Below are 22,440 nucleotides of genomic sequence, written 5' to 3' on the forward strand. Positions count from 1 at the left end.
GCGAGCGATTCTGACACTGCCATTCGCCTAGCTTGCTTCCAACAACCCACGCGCGGGATCAATGATGTCTTCTGCTTCCACCTCCACCGCCCCGCAAGACGAGGCCAAGCGGGTCGTCTTCGACGATCCGCACGGCGCCGCCGGGAACATGCAGGAAGCGGAGGTCACGCGCGTGCGCACCTTGCGCGGTGCCTGGCGCTGGATGCTGGTGGTTGCGACGGCCGCGACCATCCTGCTCTGCATCAACCAGCAATTCTCACTGCGCTTCTTCATGGGCTACACCCAGCTCAACACGGAGTATTTCTATCTCCTGATCGCCTTGATGCTGCCGTTCACCTTCCTGATCTTTCCGGGCGCGGAACGCGCACCGCTCGATCGGATTCCCTGGTACGACCTGTTGCTCTTCGTCGTAACGTTCGCGGCAGCACTGGTGTTGATGTCGAACGTGCGCAAGGCGGCAGAGGCCGGCTGGGAGTTCGGCGGCGCGCCCAATAGCGTCATCGCCGCAGGCCTCGTGATGTGGGTGATGCTGATGGAGGCACTCAGGCGCACCGGCGGCTGGAGCCTGCTCTTGAGCGTCCTGCCCTTCACGGTCTATCCGCTATTCGCCGAGGCCGGCTGGCTCGGGCCGTTCCGCGGCACGCAATCGACGCTGGAACAGGCGACCGCCTACCACGTGCTCTCAGGCGAGAGCCTGCTCGGCATCCCCATCCAGGCCTTTGCCGACACCGTGATCGGTTTCCTGGTGTTCGGCACTGCGCTCATGATGACCGGCGCCGGCAAGTTCTTCATCAATCTCTCTTTCGCAATGTGCGGCACCTTCCGCGGCGGTGCGGCGAAGGTCTGCATCTTCGCCAGCGGTCTGCTCGGCATGATGTCGGGCTCGATCATCTCCAACGTGCTGACCGCCGGCACCATGACCATTCCCGTCATGAAGAAGAGCGGCTTCCGCGCCTCCTATGCCGCCGCGATCGAGGCCTGCGCCTCGACCGGCGCGGTGCTGGCGCCCCCGGTGATGGGCGCGACCGCCTTCGTGATCGCGCAGTTTCTCAACGTCAGCTACGCGGAAGTCGCCGTCGCCGCGATCATTCCCGCCGTGCTCTATTACGTCGGCCTGTTCATGCAGGTCGACGCTTACGCCGCGCGCCACGGGCTGAAAGGCATCCCGCGCGCCGATCTGCCGCGCGTCATGGATACGATCAAGGACGGTTGGTACTACGTTTTCGTCATCGCGCTGCTGATCGTGATGCTGCTCTATTTCAAGCGCGAGAGCCACGCGCCGTTCTACGCCACCGCGCTGCTGCTGGTGCTGAACCAGTTCTTCTCCAAGGACACACGCTGGACGTTTGCGACGATCGGTAAGTTCCTCGAGGTCAACGGCCGCACCTTCGTCGAGCTCGTCGGCATCCTCGCCGGGTGCGGCCTGCTGATCGGCGCGTTCTCAATGACCGGCGTGGTGTCGAGCCTTGCCAACGATTTGCTGCACATTGCCGGCGACAATGCCTTCCTGCTGCTCGGCATGTGCGCCCTCACCAGCCTCATCCTCGGCCTCGGGCTGACGACGACGGCCTGCTACATCTTCCTCGCCATCCTGGTCGCCCCCGCGCTGGAGAAGCTCGGGCTGAACAAGATAGCGGTGCACATGTTCATCTTCTACTGGGGCATGCTGTCGTCGATCACACCGCCCGTCGCGATCGCTTCGTTCGCCGCCGCAGGCATCGCGGGCTCGCCGGCGATGAAGACCGGCTGGGAATCGATGTGGGTCGGCAGCATCATCTATTTCATCCCGTTCTTCTTCGTGCTCAATCCGGCGCTGGTGCTGCAGGGACCGAGCCCCTACTTCGCCGGCCTTGGCCTGATGGGACTTGCCGCGTTCGGCACGCTGTTCATCTGTGGCGGCATCCAGGGCTACCAGCCCTTCATCGGCGATCTGCGCGGCACCGGCGCGCTCGAATGGCCGATCCGCGTGCTGCTGGTGATCGGCGGCTTCGTGGTGGCGACGCCGGGCGGGGGAATCATGCCGCTGTCGCAGCTGCAGGTGACGCTGACGGGCCTTGCCATCCTCGTGCCCACGGCCCTGCTGGCGCTTGTCCTGGTCCGGCGGCAGACCATGGTGCCGGACGGGTTGCGCGCCCCCTGATTGCGTTGCACAAGAGAGGCGATGACACCGCTCGCGCCTCTCGCCGCCGCCTGGTCCCGCTCGAAGCCGCCCTTGCTGCGGTTCCTGGACAATTGCCTCAACGAATTCTCCGCGGAAACCTCAGGCCACGTTGCCGATTACATTCCCGAGCTGGGCAAGGCCGATCCTGCCTATTTCGGCATCAGCCTCGCGACGCTGGATGGCCACGTCTACGAGGTCGGCGACTCCAGGGTGCCCTTCACCATCCAGTCGATGTCGAAGCCGTTCGTGTTCGCGCTGGCGCTGGACCTTCTGGGTGCCGGCAAGGTCGAAAGCGCGATCGGCGTCGAGCCCTCCGGCGATCCCTTCAACTCGATCCGGCTCAATTCGGAGAACCACCCGTTCAACCCGATGGTCAATGCCGGCGCGATCGCCTGCACCGGGCTGATCTACGACAGCAAGGGTGCGGACGCTTTCGAGCAAATCCGTCTCGCGCTCGGCCGCTTTGCCGGACGCGAGCTCGCGCTGGACGAGGCCGTCTACGCGTCCGAGAGCCAGACCGGCGACCGCAACCGGGCGATCGGCTATCTTCTCAAGACCAACGCGGTGATCTCCGACAATGTCGCGGGGGTCCTCGACGTCTATTTCCGGCAATGCGCCGTGCTGGTCACGGCGCGCGACATCGCGGTGATGGCGGCGACGCTCGCCAATCGCGGCATCAATCCGGTCACGGGCGAGCAGGTGCTGAGCGCCTACGCCATCTCGCGCACGCTGTCGGTGATGACCTCGTCGGGCATGTACGACTATGCCGGCGAATGGATCTACCGCATCGGCATTCCGGCCAAGAGCGGCGTCGGCGGCGGCATTCTGGCCGCGCTCCCTGCCCGCCTCGGCCTCGGCAGCTATTCGCCGAAGCTCGACAAGCACGGCAACAGCGTGCGCGGCATCAAGGTCTGCGAGGCGCTATCCTCGCACTACGATCTGCACATGCTCAACCGCAGCGACGATGCCCGCAACGCCGTCATCGCCGACTACGATATCGGCAAGAGCCCGTCACGCCGCGTGCGCCGGCCGCAGGAGCGCGAAATCCTGGCCGCGCATGAGCAGGAGGTGCGGGTCATCGAGCTGGTCGGCACGCTGTCGCTGTCGGCCGTCGACTACGTCTCGCGCCGGCTGGCGGGACGACCGCGGCCGCAAATCGTCGTGTTCGACCTGCACCGCGTCACCTCGACCACGCGCGCCGGTGCGCGGCTCGTCGCCGAGACCTTCGAGGAGCTCGCCGCACTGAACGTGACCGTCGTTCTGTCAGGCGTCAGACGCGCCTCCAAGGAATGGGACAGCTTGCGCGAATGGACCGCCGAGCTGAAGAACGTCCGCGACTTCTATCTGCTCGACACCGCGATTGAATGGGCCGAGGACCAGATCGTTTATCGCTATGGCGGTTCGATCGATTTTCACGAGTTCACCGAGCTTGCCGAGCAGCCGTTGCTGGCCGGGCTAAGCGAGGAGGAACTGACGGATCTCGCTTCGATCTGCACGATCCGAACCTTTCAGGCCGGCGCCAAGATCATCACCACGGGCGATCCGGCCTCCTCCCTGTTCTTCCTGCGCAGCGGTGCGGTGCATGTCACGCTGCCCGACGGCGTGCGGCTGGCGACGCTGACCGCCGGCATGGCCTTTGGAGAGATGGCACTGCTGGAGACGACGCGCTCGGCCGACGTCTTTGCCGACATGGCGGCGACCGCTTACGAAGTGCCACTGAAGGCGTTCGAACGTTTTCGGAAGCAACACCCGCGCGCCAGCGAGCGCGTCATGCGTAACCTCGCGCAACTATTGGCCGATCGCCTGATCGTCGCCAACGCGAGGGTGGATATCTTGACGGCGACGTGAGCGATCAAACACTGGTTGGGATGAGCCGCGCCTGGCGCCTCGATGGAGGTGCGTTCCCTCCCCCTTTCCTACCGACTCCCCGCCTCGCTCAACCGCCGCTTGATCTTCGCCGCGCTCTTTTCCAGCAGCTCGGACGGCTTCTGGCCGGTCGCGGCGCACAGGCAGGCCCAGTAGTAGACGACATCGCCCAGCTCATCGACCAGACCCGCCTTGTCGAGCCAATCGTCGCGCAGCAGCTTCTTGATGTGGTCGGCGACCTCGCCGGCTTCGCCGGCAAGGCCAAGTCCGAGATAGGACAGAAGCTCGCTGGATGGATGCTCTTCGACTTTCGCAATGCTGGCGGCCCAGGCCGCATATTCATCGATCGTCATCGGCATCCCTCGCCGCTGCTGTCGGATCAACCCACCACTTCAGTCACGGGCTGAAGGTCGATCTCGAATGTCTCCAGGAACTTTGACGTCATGATGTAGAAGCCGACCGAGAGCTGCAGCTCGACGAGAGCAGCCGGCGTCAGTTTTGATGCAATCGCCTTGAAGGTCGCATCCGTCGGCTTCTTCAGCGTCACGATCTCGTCGGTGAAGGCGAGCGCGGCTCGCTGCACCTCGTTGAAGCACGTCGCCGCCTGCCAGTCCGCGAGCGTCTCGTTCTGCTCGTCGGTGACGCCGACATTCTTGCCGATCCGCTTGTGCGCGACGATCTCGTACGGCGCCTCGCACAAGATGCCCGTGCGGGTGATTGCAAGCTCGCGGACGACGGGGTCGAGCTCGCCCTTGTGGCGGATCGCGCCCCCCAGGCGGCAGTACTGCTCGAAATAGCTCGGGGAGTGCGCCATCATGCGGAAGATGTTGGCGTTGCGGTTCTTGTCGAGAATTTCGCGGGTGCGGTCGGACGCCTTGGACGGATCGCTGTAGTTGATACGGGCCATGATTTTCCTGAAGTTTTCCCTGAATCTTTGATGCTTTTTGTCGTTGTCGGCGGGAGTCCTCCGAAACTCTATTCTTGCGCCGACGCAGGAGCAACATCATCGAGTCAAATTGCCGCCGCATTGCTGATCGACCCTGACACAGTCGATATTCGCCGCGTGGGGACAAATCGCGGTGAGTACTCGCAAGTGGGGTGTTCCGAGTAAAACAATTGGCCGTCGGGTGCGCTAGCCGTACAACGATGAGTCACGCCCAAGTCTAGGGAGAAAACGGCATGAAGGAAGCCACGAAGGGGGCGGCCTCGGGAGCGTTCGCGCATATGCTGGCGGTGACGGCGATGCTCGTCATCGCCAGCATCTTGTTCTACGGGCGCTGAGTTAAGCGTTTTGAAGTTTTCGTCATTCCGGGGTGGCCCTCGCACAGGCCAGGCCCAGAATCCCGTTCCAGGCTCGGTCCTATGACCGCCCCCGAATGACGAATCCCACTATGTCGCTTTGGCAAAGTACGGCACGAGCCTGCCGGCGAACGGCCTGAAGCTCGCAACGACCGAATCGCCTATCGCGAGATCGTTCTCACCGTGCGCCATCATGCGAAATCCCTCGGCGCAATCGACCAGCAGGATGTTGTAGGGCACGTGCGCGCGCGTCTCGGGCGTGGCGGCCCGGCAGACCAGCGACGTCGCGTAGACCCAGCCCTTGCCGCTGGCGCGCTGCTCGCGCGGACCGGAGGCTCCGCACGCCGCACAGAAGGCGCGGCGAAAGTACTGCACATGCCCGCACGCGGTGCAGGTCTGGTAGATGATGGCCTGTTCGCCCTTGGTCCAGTCCGCCAAACGCTCGCTCATCGCACCCGCTCCAGGAACATGCTGACATGGGACGACAGCACGCCGCCGTCGCCGTGCAGGAGCGCGATCGAAGCGTCGCGCACCTGGCGGCCAGCCGCCCGCCCCGTCATCTGCAAATGCGCCTCGACCAGATGCGCCATGGCGCCGCCGACGCCGCAATGGCCGTAGCTGAGCAGGCCGCCATGGGTGTTCAGCGGCATCGCGCCGTCGCGGCCGAAATGACCTGATCGCACCCGGGCCGCCGCCTCGCCGCGTCCGGCAAGGCCGAGATCCTCCAGCAGCGTTGCAAGCGTGATGGTGAAGCTGTCGTAGATCGCGGCGTAGCGGACGTCGGAGATCGCAAGGCCGCAAGCCTCCTTGGCGCGCGCGATGGAAATTTCTGCGCCGAGTTCGCTGAGCGCAGGCGCGGCCGTGACGTGCTGATGGGTGTGGGCCTGGGCGCAGCCGCGGATGCGCACGCCCGTCTCGCCGGTCCGCTCGCGGCTGACGACGAAGGCCGCACCGCCGTCGGACACCGGACAGCAATCGAGCAGTTTTAGGGGCATCGCCACGGGCTTCGAAGCCATGACGTCGGCGACGGTGATGGGATCGTGGAATTGCGCGCCGGGATGGGTGCAGGCGTGGGCGCGCATCAGCACCGCGAACTCGGCTAGGTCCTCTTCGGTCACGCCGTACTCATGCATGTATCTACTGGCGACGAGACCGTAATAGGCGGGAATGGTCGGGCCCAGCGGCACCTCGTAGTCGGGATGGCCGACCTGTGCCAGCGCCTGGATCGAGGCGTCGCGGCTCTGCCCGGTGAGGCGGTTCTCGCCGGCAACGACGAGGACGTGGCGGGCAACGCCTGCGTCGACGAGGTGATGCGCCAGCATGGTCATCGCGAGGCCCGTGGCGCCGCCGACCTGGACAGCATGGGCGTAAGCGGGACGAATGCCGAAATGCTCGGCGAACACGGTCGCCAGCATGATGTGCGGCGAGACGGTGGAATAGCCGCAGAGAATGCCGTCGATGTCCGAGCGCGTCAGCCCGGCATCGTCCAGGGCGGCTTGCGCGGCCTGGCTCATCAGGTCGAGCGAGGATGAGCCTTCATGCTTGCCGAACGGTGTGAGGCCGATTCCGGTGATGAAGCTCATGTTGTCCCATCTCCGCTGTCATTCCGGGGCGCGACGAAGTCGCGAACCACGATGCGCACTTGCGCATCTGAGAACCCATAACCACCATCGTGAGTATGGATTCCGGGCTCGCGCCCCAAGTGGGCGCGCCCCCGGAATGGCGGATGAGAGAGGCAGGGTCATCACTTCATCCCCTACTCCGGCGCCGAGCGCGTGACGCCGTCGCGCACCATGGCGGCGATTTCATCGGCGGAATAGCCGATCTCGCGAAGAATCTCCGCGCCGTGCTCGTTGAGCCGCGGCGCCAGCCGCACCGGCTCGGCCTCGGTCTCCGACCAGGTCGCCGTCACCTTCATGCTGCGGATCGGCCCTTCGGTCGGATGGGTCACGACCGGGAAGAAATTCGTCGCCTCCAGATGCTCATCGTGCAGGATCGAGGCAAGGTCATGCATCGGCATCACCGGCACGTCGGCCTTGGTGAGCAGCTCGATCCACTCGGCCGTGGTGCGCGTCTCGAAGATGCACGCGAGCTCGGCATAGACGACGTCGATGTTGGCGGCACGCCCCGCGAAGGTCGCGAATTTGGGATCGTTGCGCAAATCGTCGCGCGCGGTCGCCTTGAAGAAATTCTCCCACTGCTTGTCGTTGTAAACGATGACGCTGAGATAGCCGTCCGAGGTCTTGTAAGGGCGGCGATCCCGCGAGAGGTGGCGGGCATAGCCGCCCTTGTCGAGCGGCGGCTCATAAGTCAGCCCGCCCATGTGGTCGCCCATGACGAAGCCGGCCATGGTCTCGAACATGGGAATGTCGACGCGCTGGCCGCGGCCGGTGCGGTCGCGGTGCACCAGGCTGGCGCAGATCGCACCGACGGCAGTGAGGCCGACGATGCGATCGACCAGCGCGTTCGGCACGTAGCGCGGCACGCCGTCGCCCGTCTGCGCCATCAAGGCGGGGAGCGCGGTGGCGCCCTGGATCAGGTCGTCATAGGCGGGTTTTGCCGCATAGGGCCCGTCCTGGCCGAAGCCGAACACGCCGGCATAGACCAGGCGCGGATTGATCGCGGACACGACGTCGTAGCCGAGCTGAAGCCGGGCCATGGCCTGCGGACGGACGTTGTAGACGAGCACGTCGGCGTCCTTGATCAACCGCAGCACGGCCTCGCGTCCCGCCGGCTTTTTCAGATCGAGACAGATCGAGCGCTTGCTGCGGTTGGTGTTGAGAAACACCGGGCCCATGCCGGCGTGACGCATCGGGCCGATCAGGCGGGTGACGTCGCCGTCGAGCGATTCCACCTTGATGACATCCGCACCGTAGTCGCCGAGCATCTGGGTCGCATACGGCCCCATCAGCACGGTGGTCATGTCGACGACCTTGATGCCCTTCAGCGGCCCCATCGTTCGCTCCCGATTGCGCAAGGGCCAAGGCGCGGCCCTGCGATTTCGGTCCAGCTAAGGGCAGCGCCGCGGCCCGCGCAAGGGCGAGCCGCGTATGGCGGCATGCATCGTGCGGGCGGTATCGACCGCTATTTCTTCTGGCGGGATTCGCGAATCTTGAGGAGCCGGTCCAGCTCGTCGTTCTGCTGGGTGATCCGATCGGCGATCCGCGACTCGTTCTGCTCGCCCGAGGCGGCGGCCGCCTGCTCGATGAGCTGGCGGATATTGTCCTCGAGGATCGCGATGCGATCGTTGAGTGCGTCCATCGACAGCGAGTCTTCGTAGTCAGTGCTCATGATGCATTCCCTGCAAATCAATCAGGAGCATTAAGACGGGCCGAGGCAGGCCCACCATGATTTAACGCAAAGAAGTGGGCACGGCGCGGGGCGCCCGTGCCCACCCGAGGCGATCCTACTTCAGCGGCTCCAGCACGGAGACGTAGTTGGCGACCGCGGCACCGCCCATATTGAAGATGCCGCCGAGCTTGGCGTTCTTGAGCTGCATGCCCTCGGGCGCCTGCCCTGCGAGCTGCATCGCGGTCATCACATGCATGGAAACGCCGGTGGCCCCGATCGGATGGCCCTTGGCCTTCAGGCCGCCGGACGGATTGACCGGCAGCTTGCCGTCCTTCAGCGTCCAGCCTTCCTTGATGGCGCGGGCGCCCTGCCCCCTCGGCGTCAGGCCCATGGCTTCGTACTCGATCAGCTCGGCGACGGTGAAGCAGTCATGGGTCTCGACGAAGGAGAGATCGGACAGGGTCACGCCCGCCTTCTCCAGCGCGCGCTGCCAGGCCACCGTGCAGCCCTCGAACTGCAGGATGTCGCGCTTGGACATCGGCAGGAAGTCCTGGGCATGCGCGGTGGCGCGGAAGCCGATCGACTTGGCCATGCCCTTGGCGGTCTCGGCATCGGCCAACACCAGCGCCGCAGCGCCGTCGGAGACCAGCGAGCAGTCGGTGCGCTTCAGGGGGCCGGCGACGTACGGGTTCTTCTCGCTCTCGGCGCGGCAGAAGTCGAAGCCGAAATCCTTGCGCATCTGGGCGAAGGGATTGGCCACGCCGTTCTTGTGGTTCTTGGCCGCGATCAGCGCCAGCGCATCGGACTGATCGCCATATTTCTGGAAGTAGGAACTGGCGATCTTGCCGAACACGCCGGCGAAGCCGCCGACCGTGTCGCCGTCCTCAGGCAGATAGGACGCCTTGAGCAGGTTCTTTCCGATCTCCGCGCTGGGAGTGCGCGTCATCTGCTCGACGCCGACGACCAGGACGATTTTCGCAGCGCCCGCATCGATCGCGCGCAAGCCCTGATGCACTGCGGCAGAACCCGTGGCGCAGGCATTCTCGACGCGGGTTGCCGGCTTGAAGCGCAGCTTCGGGTCGGCCTGGAGCACCAGCGAGGCGGTAAAATCCTGCGGCGAGAAGCCGGCATTGAAATGGCCGAGCACGATCTCGTCGACATCGCCGGCGGAAATGCCGGCATCGGCCAGTGCCTCATTGGCAACGCGGGTGACGAGACTTTCGACGGTTTCGGTGTCGAACTTGCCGAACGGCGTATGCGCCCATCCGACGATGCTGGCGGTCATGGTCTTTTCTCCCTGGGGTCTCTTCCTGAGCTAAGTCTTAGCCCAGGGATGGCAAGACTTCACGCAGCTTTCAGGGCCTTGAGCGTGCGCTGGCAGATGGCAGTTATGCCGGCCCAGTTCCCGGCCCTGATCTCGGCCGTCGGGCACAGCCAGGAGCCGCCGACCGCGACCACATTGGGCTCGGCGAGCCAACTCGCCGCATTGGCCTCGCCAACCCCGCCGGTCGGGCAGAACCGCACGTTCGGGAACGGGCCGCCAAGGGCACGCAGGCCCTTGATGCCGCCGGCCTGCTCGGCCGGAAAGAACTTTGCGACGTCGAAGCCGTGCGACAGCGCCATCATCAGCTCGGACGCTGTGGCAATGCCCGGCGCGAACGGCAAGGAGCTATGGGCGGCGGCTTTGAGGAGGTCGGGGGTCAGGCCGGGGCTGATGCCGAACGCGACGCCGAGCTTCTCGACACGGGTAAAGTCGGCCGGATTGAGGATCGTGCCGATACCGACCACCGCCTCGGGCACTTCGGCCATCATCGCCCTCGCCGCTTCGATCGCCACAGGGGTGCGCAAGGTCACCTCCAGGGTGCGGACGCCGCCGGCGACCAGTGCCCGTGCCAGCGGCACGGCGTCCTGGATGCGCTCGATGGTGAGAACGGGAATGACGGTCGCGTCCCTGAATAGCGCGACGAGGTGGTTCTGTTGGGCAGCAGTGGGCATCTCGTGGATCTTTTCGTTTTACTTGGTCGCTTGGCGCGTGGCCGCCGGCCGGTGCCGCTTCTTGGGCGGCATGGCATAGCCCGGAATGATGGCGCCGGCATAGCAGATCACGACGCTGGCGAGGCGATGCCCGGCCTGGGCCGCCTCGACCGGATCGGAACCGGCCAGCCGGGCCGCGATATAGGCTGCGGCAAAGCTATCGCCGGCCGCCGTGGTGTCGACGACGGGGTTCGTCATGGGTTCGGCGCGGACCTCGTGGGTGCCACCGGGGAAGCGCAGCAGGCTGACGGGCTCAGGAAGCCGGAACACCAGCTCGGGCGTGGGGATGCGCGCCATCAATTGCTCGTTGCTCTCGCCGGGATACAGCGCGAGCAGATCCTCGGTCGAGGTCAGCACGATGTCGGCGGCCGCAAACGCTGAAGCAAACGCCTCGCGCGCGACATCACGGTCCGGCCACCCCCGCGCGCGAAAGTTCGTGTCGAACACGAAGCGGGTGCCGAGCAGGCGCGCCCGCTTGATCGCCGCGAACAGGCGGTCCCGCCCCGAAGCATCGTAGATGGAGAGCGTGATGGCGGAGAGATAGACGATATCGTAGCTCATCAGCGAATTGAGCAGCTCGTCCGTCTCCGGCAGGCTCATCAGCTGCCGCGCCGCCGCGCTGTCGCGCCAGTGGAAGAACTGGCGCTCGCCCTTTGCATCCGTCTGGATCATGTAGAGGCCGGGCAGTTTTCCGGCCAGGCGCACGACGCGCCTCGTGCCGACACCTTCCGCAGTCCAGGCCGCGATCATCTCATCGCTCAAGGCGTCGTCGCCGAGCGCGGTGAGATAGTCGACCTTGACCTCGTGCCGCGCGAGGTACACTGCGGTGTTGAGCGTGTCGCCGCCGAAGCCGCGCGAATACAGGCCGCCACCCTGCCCCGCAGACGCGCCCCCCTGGGCCTGCCTGAGCTCGACCATGCATTCGCCGATGCAAGCAACGCTCGCCATCATGTGACCCGCGCAGTCAGAGATCAGGCGACGAAATTGCCGCCGAGCTCGTCTTCGATGTGAATGCGGATGATGTCGTCGAACGTCTTCTCGGCCGTGGTGAAGCCGAGCTCGAGCGACCGCTTCGCATTGAAATTGCGCGGCCAGCCACCCACGATACCGACGATGAACGGATCCGGCTCGCGCTTGATCCGGGCAGCGACCTTCTCGCCCGCAACCCGCTTGAGCGCGGCGATCTGCTCGCCGACCGTCGCCGACAGGCCCGGCATGGTCAGATTGCGGCGCGGGCCGACCGCGGCCAGATCCATCGTGCCGGCGTGGAGCAGGAAGCCCACCGCGGAGCGAGGCGTCGCATGCCAGTGGCGGACGTCCTCGGAGACGGGAAGAACCGCTTCCTTGCCCGCCAGGGGTTCGCGCAGGATGTTGGAGAAGAAGCCCGATGCCGCCTTGTTGGGCAGGCCGGGCCGGATGCAGATGGTCGGCAGGCGAATGCCGATACCGTCGAGGAAGCCGCGGCGCGAATAGTCGGCCAGCAGGAGTTCGCCGATCGCCTTCTGGGCGCCGTAGCTGAGCAGCGGCGTATGGAAGAACTCGTCGCCGATCGCATCCGGGAACGGCGCGCCGAACACCGCGATCGAGGACGTGAAGACCACGCGCGGCTTGTAGCCGCCGCCAACGAGCCTGACGGCATCGAGCAGCATTCGGGTGCCGTCGAGATTGATGCGGTAGCCCTTGTCGAAATCGAGCTCGGCTTCGCCGGAGACGATGGCGGCAAGATGGAAGATCACGTCCGGGCGGCCGGCGATCAGCTTTTCGGCCGCGCCCGGCACGGCGAAATCGCCCGACACCGTCTCGACGGGGAAACCGGCCTTCTCCGGCTTCTTCGGCTCGACCACGTCGTGCATGGTCAGTTTCGTGATGTCGGTCTTGCCGAGCCGGCCGTCGCGCAACAGCCGTTCACAGAGTTTGCGGCCGACCATGCCGGCGGCACCGAGAACCAGAACGTGCAAGAGCTAACTCCTTGTTATTGGCCGGAACGCGCAGCCCCTCGCGCGCTCCCGTGGCAGACCCCCGCGATCACTCCTTCACGGCGCCGGTCATCGCGGACACATAATGCTCCACGAAGAAGGCGTAAAGGATGACGAGCGGCAGCGAGCCGGCCAGGGCTCCCGCCATCAGCGAACCCCAGCGGTAGATGTCGCCGTCCACGAACTCGTTGACGATCGCGACCGGCACCGTCTTGTTGCTGGTCGACTGCAGGAACGTCAACGCGTAGATGAACTCGTTCCAGCACAGGGTGAAGCAGAAGATAAAGGCCGAGATCAGGCCGGGGATTGCGAGCGGCAGGACGATCTTGGTCAGGATCTGCCAGCGGCTCGCCCCGTCGATCAGCGCGCATTCCTCGAGTTCGAACGGAATGGTCTTGAAATAACCCATCAAGAGCCAGGTCGAGAACGGGATCAGGATAGTCGGATAGGTCAGGATCAGCGCCAGCGGCGAGTCAAACAGCCCGTACTGGAAGACGACGGTGGCGAGCGGGATGAACAGGATCGACGGCGGCACGAGATAGGCGAGGAAGATCAGCCCGCCGACGAGATTGGCGCCCTTGTAGCGCAAGCGCACGATGGCGTAGGCGGCCAACACCGATGCGATGATCGAGAGCACCGTGGCGCAGACAGCCACGTACATCGTGTTCCAGAGCCAGTACGGATAGTAGCTCTCGAACAGCAGCTTGTGGAAATGCTTGAAGGTCGGATTCCAGGTCCAGAACGGGTTGTACCTGTCGAGATCGAGCAGCTGCTCGTCCGGCTTCACCGAGGTCAGCGCCATCCAGTAGAACGGAAACAGGAGCACCACGACGATGATCGCGAGCGGCAGGTACAGCGTCACGAGCCGGCGCGGCACCGACTGCAGATAGCTCATGCCCTCGCTGTTATCGACGCGGGAGGGCCCCGATATGACGGCCTTGAGATCGACTTTCGAGGCAGGAAGATCAGTCATTGTTCTCCCCCTGTTGCCACTTGCGACGCTGCAGGCCGAACCAGGACACCATGATCGCCGCGAGCAGGAATGGTATCATGGCGCTCGAGATCGCCGCGCCCTCGCCGAGCTGCCCGGCGATGATCGCGCGCTGGTAGGACAGCGTCGCCATCAGATGGGTGGCGTTGACCGGGCCGCCTCGCGTCATCGCCCAGATCAGCTGGAAATCGGTGAAGGTGAACAGCACCGAGAAGGTCATCACGACGGCGATGATCGGCGTCAGCAGCGGATAGGTGATGAACCGGAAATTCTGCCAGCGTGTGGCGCCGTCGAGCGTTGCTGCCTCATAGAGCGACGGCGACACCGTCTGCAGGCCCGCGAGCAGCGTGATCGCCACGAAAGGCACGCCGCGCCAGATATTGGCGAAGATCACGCAAATGCGCGCCCAGGTCGTATCGCCGAGGAAGTTGATGTTTTGATCGATCAGACCGAGATGCTTCAGCGACCAGGAGATGATCGAGAATTGCGAGTCGAAGATCCACCAGAACGCCAAGGCCGAGAGCACCGTCGGCACGATGAAGGGGATGAGCACCATCGCGCGCAGCATCGCCTTGAACGGCATATTCTCGTTCAGCAGCAGCGCGAGATAGAGTCCGATCGCGAATTTGAGGGCGCTGGCGACGAAGGTGTAGAGCAGCGTGTTGAACACCGACAGCCAGAAGATCGAATCGTCCCACAGCCACTCATAGTTCTCGGTGCCGACAAATTGCCCGACCCTGCCGATGCGGGTGTCCGTGAAGGACAGCCAGATGCCGAGCCCCAGCGGATAGGCCAGGAAGAAGATCAGGAACGCCATGGCCGGCACCATGAACCAGAAGCCGAGCCAGTTGCGATTGTGTTTGAGCTGGGTCCAGGCGCCGTCCTCGCTCATCTGAGGCTTGGCCCGGGGAATTGCGACATCAGCCATGCCCGATATCCCTGATCGAAATGTTGACGAGCGGGCGGCGCGACTGCCGCCCGCTCCGTGACCCTCAGCGATAGATGCGCTTCAGCTGGCGCTCGGCTTCCGCCATCGCGCCCTTCGCATCCTTGGTGCCGGTGCAGTAATTGGCGAACATGTCGACGACGATGAAGTCGGCGATTGCCGTTGCCGCCTTTTCGCCGACCGTACCGATACCGGCCGCCGGCAAAGTGCGCTTGGACGCCTGCGAGAACACGGCATTCTTGGGATCGGCCTTCCAGATCGGCGCCGATTCATAGCCGTTCAAGGTCTGCGTCAGATAGCCCTGCGCGCCATCCAGCCACTTCTCGTAGTTCTCCTTCTCCAGCATGAAGGCGACGAATGCCTTCGCCGCGTTCGGATATTTGGTGAAGTTGAAGGCGAGGATCGGCAGCGCAAGCTGCAGCTCGCTCGGCTTGCCGACCGGTCCGACCGGCCAGAGCGCGTGATAGGTGTCCTCGGCGAGCTCCTTCTTGCTCGCATCGGTCTTGGCGGCGACGTAGATCGAGATGCCGTTCGCCGTGCAATAGAGCTCGCCGGCGAGGAACGCCTTGTTGTTGGAGGAATCGTTCCAGGACGCCGTGCCCGGGATGAAGGCCTCGTACAGCGACTTGCAATACTCCAGCGCCTTCGCCGTCTCCGGCGAATTGATGATGATCTTGTCGTTCTGGTCGACCGTGTAGGCGCCGTGGCCCCAGAGCACCCAGTGCAGCCAGGAATTGCCATCACCCGACGCATGCCCGAGCGCGAAGCCGGCCGGCGTGTTGTTCGCCTTCAGCGCCTTGCACATCTCGAGGAAACCGGGAAAATCCTTCGGGAATTCCTTGAACCCCGCCTTGTCGAGCGCCGACTTGCGGTACGTCATGTAGCCGCCATTGGTCGCGACGGGAATGCCGAGCCAGTCGTTGCCTTGCTTGCAGGTCTTGGCGGCGGCATCGGTCCAGCCGCCATATTTATTGCCGAGATAATCAGCAACGTCGTTCATCTTCAGCACTTTGGTGGGGAACAGCTGCGGCAGCGTGTGCAAGCCCCAAGCGAGATCGAGCCCGGAGCCGGTATTGGCCGCGACCGAGGCCTTCGGCTGCACGTCCTCGAAGGATTCGCTGAACACGTTCATTTCGGTGCCGGTGGCGGCCTTGAACGCCGCGACCATTGCGTTGAACGCATCGTCTTCCGCCGGCACGAAGCGCTTCCAGCGCATCACGGTCAGCTTGGCACCGGGCTCGGCCTTCCAGGGCGCGCTCTGCGCCCAGGCCTTGGCGAAATCGAACAGTGCCGGCCCGGTGAGCATACCGGTTGCAGCCAGTGCCGTTCCGCCTTGAAGCAGAGTCCGGCGGGTAAAGTCTTGCATGTCGTCCTCCCTGTGATGCTTTTTTATTATCTCAACTCGAACTTGCGCTACGCGTTCAGGCGCTTCCCCGTCGCCTCGTCGAACAAATGGACCAGCGACGGGTCGGGCTTCAGCCGGACCTTGTCACCCGGGTTGAACTGGTGGCGCTCGCGGAAGACCGCGACGACCTGCTCGCCGCCGATCTTGGCGAACACTTGCGTCTCCGAGCCGGTCGGCTCGACCACGACGATCTCGGCTTCAGCGCCGTCATCGGCAATGGTGAAGTGCTCGGGCCGCACGCCGTAGACGGCGGGAAGGCCGTCGGACGCTGCGGGCGCGGACTTGAGCGGCAGCTTGACGCCGTTCGGCCCCTCGAAGGTGGCGACGCCGTTGCTGCGCACATGCCCCTTCAGGAAGTTCATCGCGGGCGAGCCGATGAAGCCGGCGACGAACTGATTGTCAGGCTTGTCGTAGAGCTCGAGCGGCGTGCCCATCTGCTCGACGATGCCGTCATGCATGACGACGATCTTGTCGGCCATGGTCATGGCTTCGATCTGATCGTGGGTGACGTAGACGGTCGTCGTCTTCAGCCGCTGGTGCAGCTCCTTGATCTCGGTACGCATGGCGACGCGCAGCTTGGCGTCGAGGTTCGACAAGGGCTCGTCGAACAGGAAGACCTGGGGATCGCGCACGATGGCGCGGCCCATCGCGACGCGCTGGCGCTGGCCGCCCGAGAGCTGGCGCGGATAGCGATCGAGCAGCGGCGTCAGTGCGAGAATTTCGGCAGCGCGCCTGACGCGCTTGTTGATCTCGTCGGAGCCGGCATTTCGCAGCTTCAGCGAGAAGCCCATGTTGTCGGCGACCGTCATGTGCGGATAGAGCGCGTAGTTCTGGAAGACCATTGCAATGTCCCGCTCCTTCGGCTGGACATTGTTGACGACGCGGTCGCCGATCGAGATCGTGCCGGAGGTGATGTTCTCGAGACCGGCGAGCATGCGCAGAAGCGTCGACTTGCCGCAGCCGGAGGGGCCGACCAGAACGACGAATTGGCCGTCCTCGATCGGTACAGTCACGCCGTGCAGGACTTCAAAATTGCCGAACGATTTCCGCACGTCGCGGATTTGCACAGACGACATCTAGCTCCCTCCTCGAAAGTCCACGACGCATCGAGCGCCGCGACCGTCTTGTTTTTCAGACTTCACCGGACCAGGCCCGATCTTAGCGGGCAACATTGTCGGCAGTTTGTGCGGTTTTGGCAATTTGTCTTTGGTTAGTCGGTGCTGGTAGCGCTGTCAACGTTCCTTTGTTTGCAGGCCCGACTATGATAAGAGCAACAAATGGGTCGAAAACGCACCAAGTCAGGCAAAATCCGGCTGGCGGAAGTCGCCGAGCTTGCCGGCGTCAGCCCGATTACGGCGTCCCGCTTCTTTCGTAATCCGGAGGCCCTGTCGATCGGCAAGCGGACGCGGGTCGAGAGCGCGGCCAAGGAGCTCGGCTATGTCCCGAACCTTGCGGCGCGCGCGCTGGCCTCGCAACGCACCGAAGTCATCGGCGTTCTGATCCCCTCTCTCACCAACAACGTGTTTTCGGACGTGCTGCGCGGCATCTACGATGCGTCCGAAGGCAACCGCTACTCGATCCAATTGTCCAACACACGCTACAGCATTCTCCAGGAGGAGAAGCTGCTGCGCCTGTTTCTCGCGCAGAAGCCGGCCGGCCTGATCGTTACCGGCATCGACCAGACCGCGGAGTCGCGCGCGATGCTGGAGGCCGCCGACTGCCCGATCGTGCAGATCATGGAGATCGGCCCCGATCCGGTCGACATGATGATCGGCTTTTCGCACTATGACGCAGCCCGCGCAGCGGTTGCGCACCTGTTCGAACAGGGGCACCGCAAGATCGGCTTCGTCGGCGCGCGCATGGACCCGCGGGTGCAGCGGCGGCTTGACGGATATGTCTCGGCCATGAAAGACGCCGGATTGTTCGAGCAGCGCCAAGTCGTCACGACCGCAACACCGACCTCCGTGACGCTCGGCGGCGCTCTGTTCACCGATCTGCTGGCGCGAGAGCCGGGCCTCGATGCGGTGTTCTGCGCCAATGACGACCTCGCGCTCGGCGTTCTGTTCGAATGCCGGCGCCGCGACATCGCGGTCCCCGACCAGATCGCGATCGTCGGCTTCAACGACCTCGAATTCATGGCATCCGCCGTCCCCACCCTCACCAGCGTGCGCACCAACCGCTACGAGATGGGCAAGACGGCCGCCACCATGCTGATCGAGGCGATCGATGGACGGCGTCCGGAGCATCCGGTGCTCGATCTCGGCTTCAAGGTCATCGAGCGGCAAAGCTCGTCGTCGCGCCATTCGGAGAGCCGGCCGGCCGTTTCAGCCGTAGGTGCGGCGAACAAAATGGTAGCGTTACCAAGTAGCCATGACTAGTATCGCCATTGTGAGGAAACGACCCGTCAGCGGGCCAGCGATCCATCATTCGCGCCGTTGGGCATCGCACGAGCCGGCACTCCAGGCCGGACGTGTGCGTTTGCATTGCAGGAGAAGCCAATGACAAAAAAAACAACCAATGGGCATGCGCCCGCCGGCAACGGCTCGCGACGCCACCTTCGCTCGCAGGAATGGTTCAACAACCCGCATAACCCAGGCATGACTGCGCTCTATATGGAGCGCTACCTCAATTACGGCCTCACGCGCGCCGAGTTGCAGTCCGGCAAGCCGATCATCGGCATCGCCCAGACCGGCAACGACCTTTCTCCCTGCAACCGCCACCATATCGAGCTCGCGCACCGCGTCCGCGAAGGCATCCGCGAGGCCGGCGGCATCGCGATGGAATTCCCGACCCATCCGATCCAGGAGACCGGCAAGCGTCCGACCGCAGCGCTCGACCGCAATCTCGCCTATCTCGGCCTCGTCGAGATCCTCTACGGCTACCCGCTCGACGGCGTGGTGCTGACCACCGGCTGCGACAAGACCACGCCGGCCTGCATGATGGCGGCGGCGACCGTGAACCTGCCCGCGATCGTGCTGTCGGGCGGCCCGATGCTGAACGGCTGGCATGCCGGCGAGCGCACCGGCTCCGGCACCATCGTCTGGAAGTCGCGCGAGCGGCTCGCCGCCGGCGAGATCGACTATGAAGAGTTCATGGAAATCGTGGCCTCCTCGGCGCCCTCGGTCGGCCATTGCAACACCATGGGTACAGCCTCGACCATGAACGGGCTCGCCGAAGCACTCGGCTTCTCGCTGCCGGGCTGCGCGGCGATTCCCGCACCCTATCGCGAACGCGGCCAGATCGCCTACGAGACGGGAAAACGCGCCGTCGAGATGGTCTGGGAAGACCTCAAGCCGTCGGACATCCTGACCCGCAAGGCGTTCGAGAACTGCATCGTGATCAATTCGGCGATCGGCGGCTCGACCAACGCACCGATCCACATCAACGCCCTCGCCCGTCACATCGGCGTCGAGCTTTCGATCGAGGACTGGCAGAAATTCGGCCATGACGTGCCGCTGCTGGTCAACATGCAGCCTGCAGGCTTCTATCTCGGCGAGGAATTCCATCGCGCCGGCGGCGTGCCGGCGGTGGTACGCGAATTGATGAAGCACAAGCGCATCCATGAGGATGCGGTCACCGTCAACGGGCGCGGCATCGGCGAGAATTGCAAGGATGCGCCAAAGCCCGACAATGACGTGATCTGGGCTTATGACAAGCCGCTGGTGAAGGACGCCGGCTTCCTGGTGCTGAAGGGCAATCTGTTCGACTCGGCGATCATGAAGACCTCGGTGATCTCAAAGGAATTCCGCGACCGCTATCTCAGCAACCCGAAGGACCTGAACGCATTCGAGGGCCGTGCCATCGTGTTCGAGGGACCGGAGGATTATCACGAGCGGATCGACGATGCCTCGCTCGACATCGACGAGCGCTGCGTGCTGTTCATCCGCGGCACCGGGCCGATCGGCTACCCTGGTGGCGCCGAGGTCGTGAACATGCAGCCGCCCGCGGCGCTGATCAAACGCGGCATCCTGTCCCTGCCCTGTATCGGCGACGGCCGCCAGTCCGGCACCTCGGGTTCGCCCTCGATCCTGAACGCCTCGCCGGAGGCTGCCGCCAATGGCGGCCTTGCGGTCCTCAAGACCGGCGACAAGGTGCGCATCGACCTCAACAAGGGCAGCGCCAACATCCTGATCTCGGACGAGGAGCTGAAGAAGCGTCACGCCGAGCTGAAGGCCGCCGGCGGCTTCAAGTATCCCGAAAACCAGACCCCGTGGCAGGAGATCTATCGCAACACCGTCGGCCAGCAATCGACCGGAGCCTGCATGGAGCTCGCCACAAGGTACCAGAACGTCGCCGGCACGTTTGGCGTTGCGCGGGATAATCACTAACAACGTCTGTCATTCCGGGGCGCGACGCAGTCGCGAGCCCGGAATCCATCGAACCTCATAACACGCTGCACAATGGATTCCGGGCTCGCGCCAAGAGGCGCGCCCCGGAATGACGAACCTACAAGGAGAAAAACGACATGGCAGACCGCCTCAAGGGCAAACGCGCCGTCATCACGGCTGCAGCCGCAGGCATCGGCCGCGCATGCGCCATCGCATTCGCGCGTGAAGGCGCCACCGTGATCGCCACCGACATCAATGAAGCCGGAATCGCGGGCCTGACCAAGGAAGGCATCGCCGAGGTCGCAAAGCTCGACGTCCGCAACACCGCCGACGTCAACGCCTTTGCCAAGCGTGTCGGCAAGATCGACATCCTGCTCAACGCGGCGGGCTTCGTGCACCACGGCACCATCCTGGAATGCTCGGAAGAGGATTTTGACTTCTCGTTCGACCTCAACGTCAAGTCGATGCACCGGACCATCAAGGCGTTCCTGCCGGACATGCTGGCGGGCGGTGGCGGCAGCATCGTCAACATCTCGTCCTGCGCGGCGCTGCGGCCGCCGGCCAACCGTTACGTCTACAGCTCGTCCAAGGCGGCGGTGTCGCTGCTGACGCGCGCGGTCGCGCTCGACTTCATCACCAAGGGTATCCGCTGCAACTCGATCTGCCCCGGCACCGTCGAGACGCCCTCGATGCTCGATCGCGCCGCCGCGCAAGGCCCGCAAGGCAAGGAGATGTTCATCTCCCGCCAGAAGATGGGCCGGCTCGGTACCGCCGAGGAAATCGCCAGCATGGCGGTCTATCTCGGCAGCGACGAGAGCGCCTTCACCACCGGCGTCGACCTCGTCGTCGACGGCGGCTACATGCTCTGAGGGGCCGCCAGCATGAACAAGATCGATCTCAACGGCCGCATCGCTGTCGTCACCGGCGGCGCGCAGGGCTTTGGCCGTGCCATCACCGAACGCTTCGTCGCCTCCGGTGCGAAGGTCGCGATCTGGGATTTCGATGCCGCTCTGGCTGAGAAAACCGCAAAGGAGATCGGCGACGGCGCCCGCGTGTTCAAGGTCGACGTCACCGACACCGCGGCGGTCGAGCAGGCCCGCGATGCCACGCTCAAGGCCTTCGGCAAGATCGACATCCTCGTCAACAATGCCGGCATCGCCGGTGTCAACAAGCCGGTCTGGGAGACCGACCTCGAGGAATGGCGCAAGGTTCTGCGCATCAATCTCGACGGTCCCTTCATCGTCTGCAAGGCGATCGTGCCTGCGATGCTCGAGCAGAAATACGGGCGCATCGTCAACATCGCCTCGATTGCCGGCAAGGAAGGCAATCCGAATGCGGCGCATTACTCGGCGTCCAAGGCCGGCCTGATCGCGCTGACGAAATCGCTCGGCAAGGAGCTCGCCGCCCACGACATCCTCGTCAATGCGGTGACCCCGGCGGCGGCGAAGACCGCCATCTTCGACCAGATGACGCAGCAGCACATCGACTTCATGCTGTCGAAGATCCCGAAGGCGCGTTTCGTTCTGGTGGAAGAGCTCGCCGCGATGGTGAGCTGGCTGGCCTCCGAGGATTGTGCGTTCTCGACCGGCGCCGTGTTCGATATCTCGGGCGGGCGCGCAACCTATTGAGGACAGCATGATCCACGAGGGCGGATGCCTGTGCGGCGCGGTGCGGTTCAAGGCGGAGGGCGAGCCGCTCAACGTTCGCGTCTGCCATTGCCGTACCTGCCAGAAGGCGATGGGCTCGCCGTTCTTCGCCCGCGCGCAGTTCGACCAGCGCGCGCTGACCGTGGAAGGTGAAACGGAGCGCTACGCCTCCTCGGAGAATATCGACCGCGTGTTCTGCAAGCGCTGCGGCACGCGGCTGTTCGCCTGGCGGCGCAACGGCACGCTGCTGGCGGGCGTGTCCCTCTCCGTGTTCGACGACCGCAACGCCTTCGCGCCGACCGAGCACATCTGGGTCTCGGAAAAGCCCGCCTGGCTGAAGCTCGACGACGGCCTGGTGCAATATCCGGGGACGATCCCGGCATAGTTGCGCGATTGCACGGCAGCGTGCTGCGGGCGGATCATTTGCGGCGTGGCATTTCGGAACAGGCCACCCTATGTTGAGCTGAAGCGTCGCTGCACCGCCGGTTTGGCTGGAA

21 protein-coding genes are annotated in these 22,440 nt (G+C 64.4%); 7 read left to right on the forward strand and 14 right to left on the reverse strand.

Annotation, left to right across the window (positions count from 1 at the left end; genetic code table 11):
- Positions 1 to 64: 64 nt before the first annotated feature.
- The gene (locus RX330_RS22665; protein ID WP_317239871.1) at positions 65 to 2,140 is read left to right on the forward strand and encodes a TRAP transporter permease; all 2,076 of its coding nucleotides are present in this window, start codon (positions 65 to 67) and stop codon (positions 2,138 to 2,140) included.
- A 21-nt stretch (positions 2,141 to 2,161) separates the two neighbouring features.
- A complete protein-coding gene (gene glsA, locus RX330_RS22670; protein ID WP_317239872.1) occupies positions 2,162 to 4,009 on the forward strand; it encodes a glutaminase A in 1,848 nt (615 codons plus the stop codon).
- Between the two features lie 68 nt (positions 4,010 to 4,077).
- Here the strand turns inward: glsA and RX330_RS22675 are convergent, their stop codons facing one another.
- The 14 genes from RX330_RS22675 to RX330_RS22740 all read right to left on the reverse strand — a co-directional run bounded on the left by RX330_RS22675 (position 4,078) and on the right by RX330_RS22740 (position 17,045).
- Positions 4,078 to 4,380, reverse strand: a complete 303-nt coding sequence (locus tag RX330_RS22675; protein WP_212086755.1) for a nucleoside triphosphate pyrophosphohydrolase family protein — start codon at positions 4,378 to 4,380, stop codon at positions 4,078 to 4,080.
- Positions 4,381 to 4,406: 26 nt separating this feature from the next.
- Entirely contained in the window at positions 4,407 to 4,934 is a 528-nt protein-coding gene (locus RX330_RS22680; protein ID WP_317239873.1) for a carboxymuconolactone decarboxylase family protein, read from the reverse strand.
- A 482-nt stretch (positions 4,935 to 5,416) separates the two neighbouring features.
- Entirely contained in the window at positions 5,417 to 5,776 is a 360-nt protein-coding gene (locus RX330_RS22685) for a Zn-ribbon domain-containing OB-fold protein (RefSeq protein WP_317239874.1), read from the reverse strand.
- Positions 5,773 to 6,909: a thiolase family protein gene (locus RX330_RS22690; protein ID WP_212086775.1), complete on the reverse strand. Its 1,137-nt coding sequence runs from the start codon at positions 6,907 to 6,909 to the stop codon at positions 5,773 to 5,775. The genes RX330_RS22685 and RX330_RS22690 overlap by 4 nt, the downstream gene beginning before the upstream one ends.
- A gap of 173 nt (positions 6,910 to 7,082) precedes the next feature.
- Complete coding sequence (locus RX330_RS22695; RefSeq protein ID WP_317239875.1) at positions 7,083 to 8,282, reverse strand: CaiB/BaiF CoA transferase family protein; 1,200 nt, start codon at positions 8,280 to 8,282, stop codon at positions 7,083 to 7,085.
- A gap of 128 nt (positions 8,283 to 8,410) precedes the next feature.
- Positions 8,411 to 8,617 (reverse strand): hypothetical protein, encoded by a 207-nt coding sequence (locus RX330_RS22700; RefSeq protein WP_212086780.1) that lies wholly within the window; start codon positions 8,615 to 8,617, stop codon positions 8,411 to 8,413.
- A gap of 115 nt (positions 8,618 to 8,732) precedes the next feature.
- Positions 8,733 to 9,902, reverse strand: a complete 1,170-nt coding sequence (locus tag RX330_RS22705) for an acetyl-CoA acetyltransferase (protein ID WP_212086782.1) — start codon at positions 9,900 to 9,902, stop codon at positions 8,733 to 8,735.
- A gap of 59 nt (positions 9,903 to 9,961) precedes the next feature.
- Entirely contained in the window at positions 9,962 to 10,612 is a 651-nt protein-coding gene (gene eda / locus RX330_RS22710; RefSeq protein ID WP_317239876.1) for a bifunctional 4-hydroxy-2-oxoglutarate aldolase/2-dehydro-3-deoxy-phosphogluconate aldolase, read from the reverse strand.
- An 18-nt stretch (positions 10,613 to 10,630) separates the two neighbouring features.
- Positions 10,631 to 11,599, reverse strand: coding sequence for a sugar kinase (locus RX330_RS22715; protein WP_317243953.1), 969 nt, complete (start codon positions 11,597 to 11,599; stop codon positions 10,631 to 10,633).
- 23 nt (positions 11,600 to 11,622) lie between these two features.
- On the reverse strand, positions 11,623 to 12,609 hold the full coding sequence (gene denD, locus RX330_RS22720) for a D-erythronate dehydrogenase (RefSeq protein ID WP_212086787.1): 987 nt from the start codon (positions 12,607 to 12,609) through the stop codon (positions 11,623 to 11,625).
- A 67-nt stretch (positions 12,610 to 12,676) separates the two neighbouring features.
- Complete coding sequence (locus RX330_RS22725) at positions 12,677 to 13,600, reverse strand: carbohydrate ABC transporter permease (protein ID WP_212086789.1); 924 nt, start codon at positions 13,598 to 13,600, stop codon at positions 12,677 to 12,679.
- Positions 13,593 to 14,510: a carbohydrate ABC transporter permease gene (locus tag RX330_RS22730; RefSeq protein WP_375847797.1), complete on the reverse strand. Its 918-nt coding sequence runs from the start codon at positions 14,508 to 14,510 to the stop codon at positions 13,593 to 13,595. The genes RX330_RS22725 and RX330_RS22730 overlap by 8 nt, the downstream gene beginning before the upstream one ends.
- 100 nt (positions 14,511 to 14,610) lie before the next feature.
- On the reverse strand, positions 14,611 to 15,930 hold the full coding sequence (locus tag RX330_RS22735; RefSeq protein WP_212086791.1) for an ABC transporter substrate-binding protein: 1,320 nt from the start codon (positions 15,928 to 15,930) through the stop codon (positions 14,611 to 14,613).
- Between the two features lie 47 nt (positions 15,931 to 15,977).
- Complete coding sequence (locus tag RX330_RS22740) at positions 15,978 to 17,045, reverse strand: ABC transporter ATP-binding protein (protein ID WP_212086793.1); 1,068 nt, start codon at positions 17,043 to 17,045, stop codon at positions 15,978 to 15,980.
- Positions 17,046 to 17,246: 201 nt separating this feature from the next.
- On the opposite strand from RX330_RS22740, the gene RX330_RS22745 reads away from it, so the two are divergent.
- From RX330_RS22745 to RX330_RS22765, 5 genes are all read left to right on the forward strand, one after another.
- Positions 17,247 to 18,347 carry a LacI family DNA-binding transcriptional regulator gene (locus RX330_RS22745; RefSeq protein ID WP_317239878.1) on the forward strand — a complete coding sequence of 367 codons (1,101 nt, stop codon included), beginning with the start codon at positions 17,247 to 17,249 and terminating at the stop codon, positions 18,345 to 18,347.
- Between the two features lie 120 nt (positions 18,348 to 18,467).
- The gene (locus RX330_RS22750) at positions 18,468 to 20,297 is read left to right on the forward strand and encodes an IlvD/Edd family dehydratase (RefSeq protein ID WP_212086796.1); all 1,830 of its coding nucleotides are present in this window, start codon (positions 18,468 to 18,470) and stop codon (positions 20,295 to 20,297) included.
- Between the two features lie 137 nt (positions 20,298 to 20,434).
- Positions 20,435 to 21,166, forward strand: coding sequence for an SDR family oxidoreductase (locus RX330_RS22755; protein WP_317239879.1), 732 nt, complete (start codon positions 20,435 to 20,437; stop codon positions 21,164 to 21,166).
- 12 nt (positions 21,167 to 21,178) lie between these two features.
- Positions 21,179 to 21,925: an SDR family NAD(P)-dependent oxidoreductase gene (locus tag RX330_RS22760; RefSeq protein ID WP_317239880.1), complete on the forward strand. Its 747-nt coding sequence runs from the start codon at positions 21,179 to 21,181 to the stop codon at positions 21,923 to 21,925.
- A gap of 7 nt (positions 21,926 to 21,932) precedes the next feature.
- Entirely contained in the window at positions 21,933 to 22,328 is a 396-nt protein-coding gene (locus tag RX330_RS22765; protein WP_317239881.1) for a GFA family protein, read from the forward strand.
- Positions 22,329 to 22,440 lie beyond the last annotated feature (112 nt).

The sequence above is a fragment of the Bradyrhizobium sp. NDS-1 genome (assembly GCF_032918005.1).
Lineage (GTDB): Bacteria > Pseudomonadota > Alphaproteobacteria > Rhizobiales > Xanthobacteraceae > Bradyrhizobium > Bradyrhizobium tunisiense.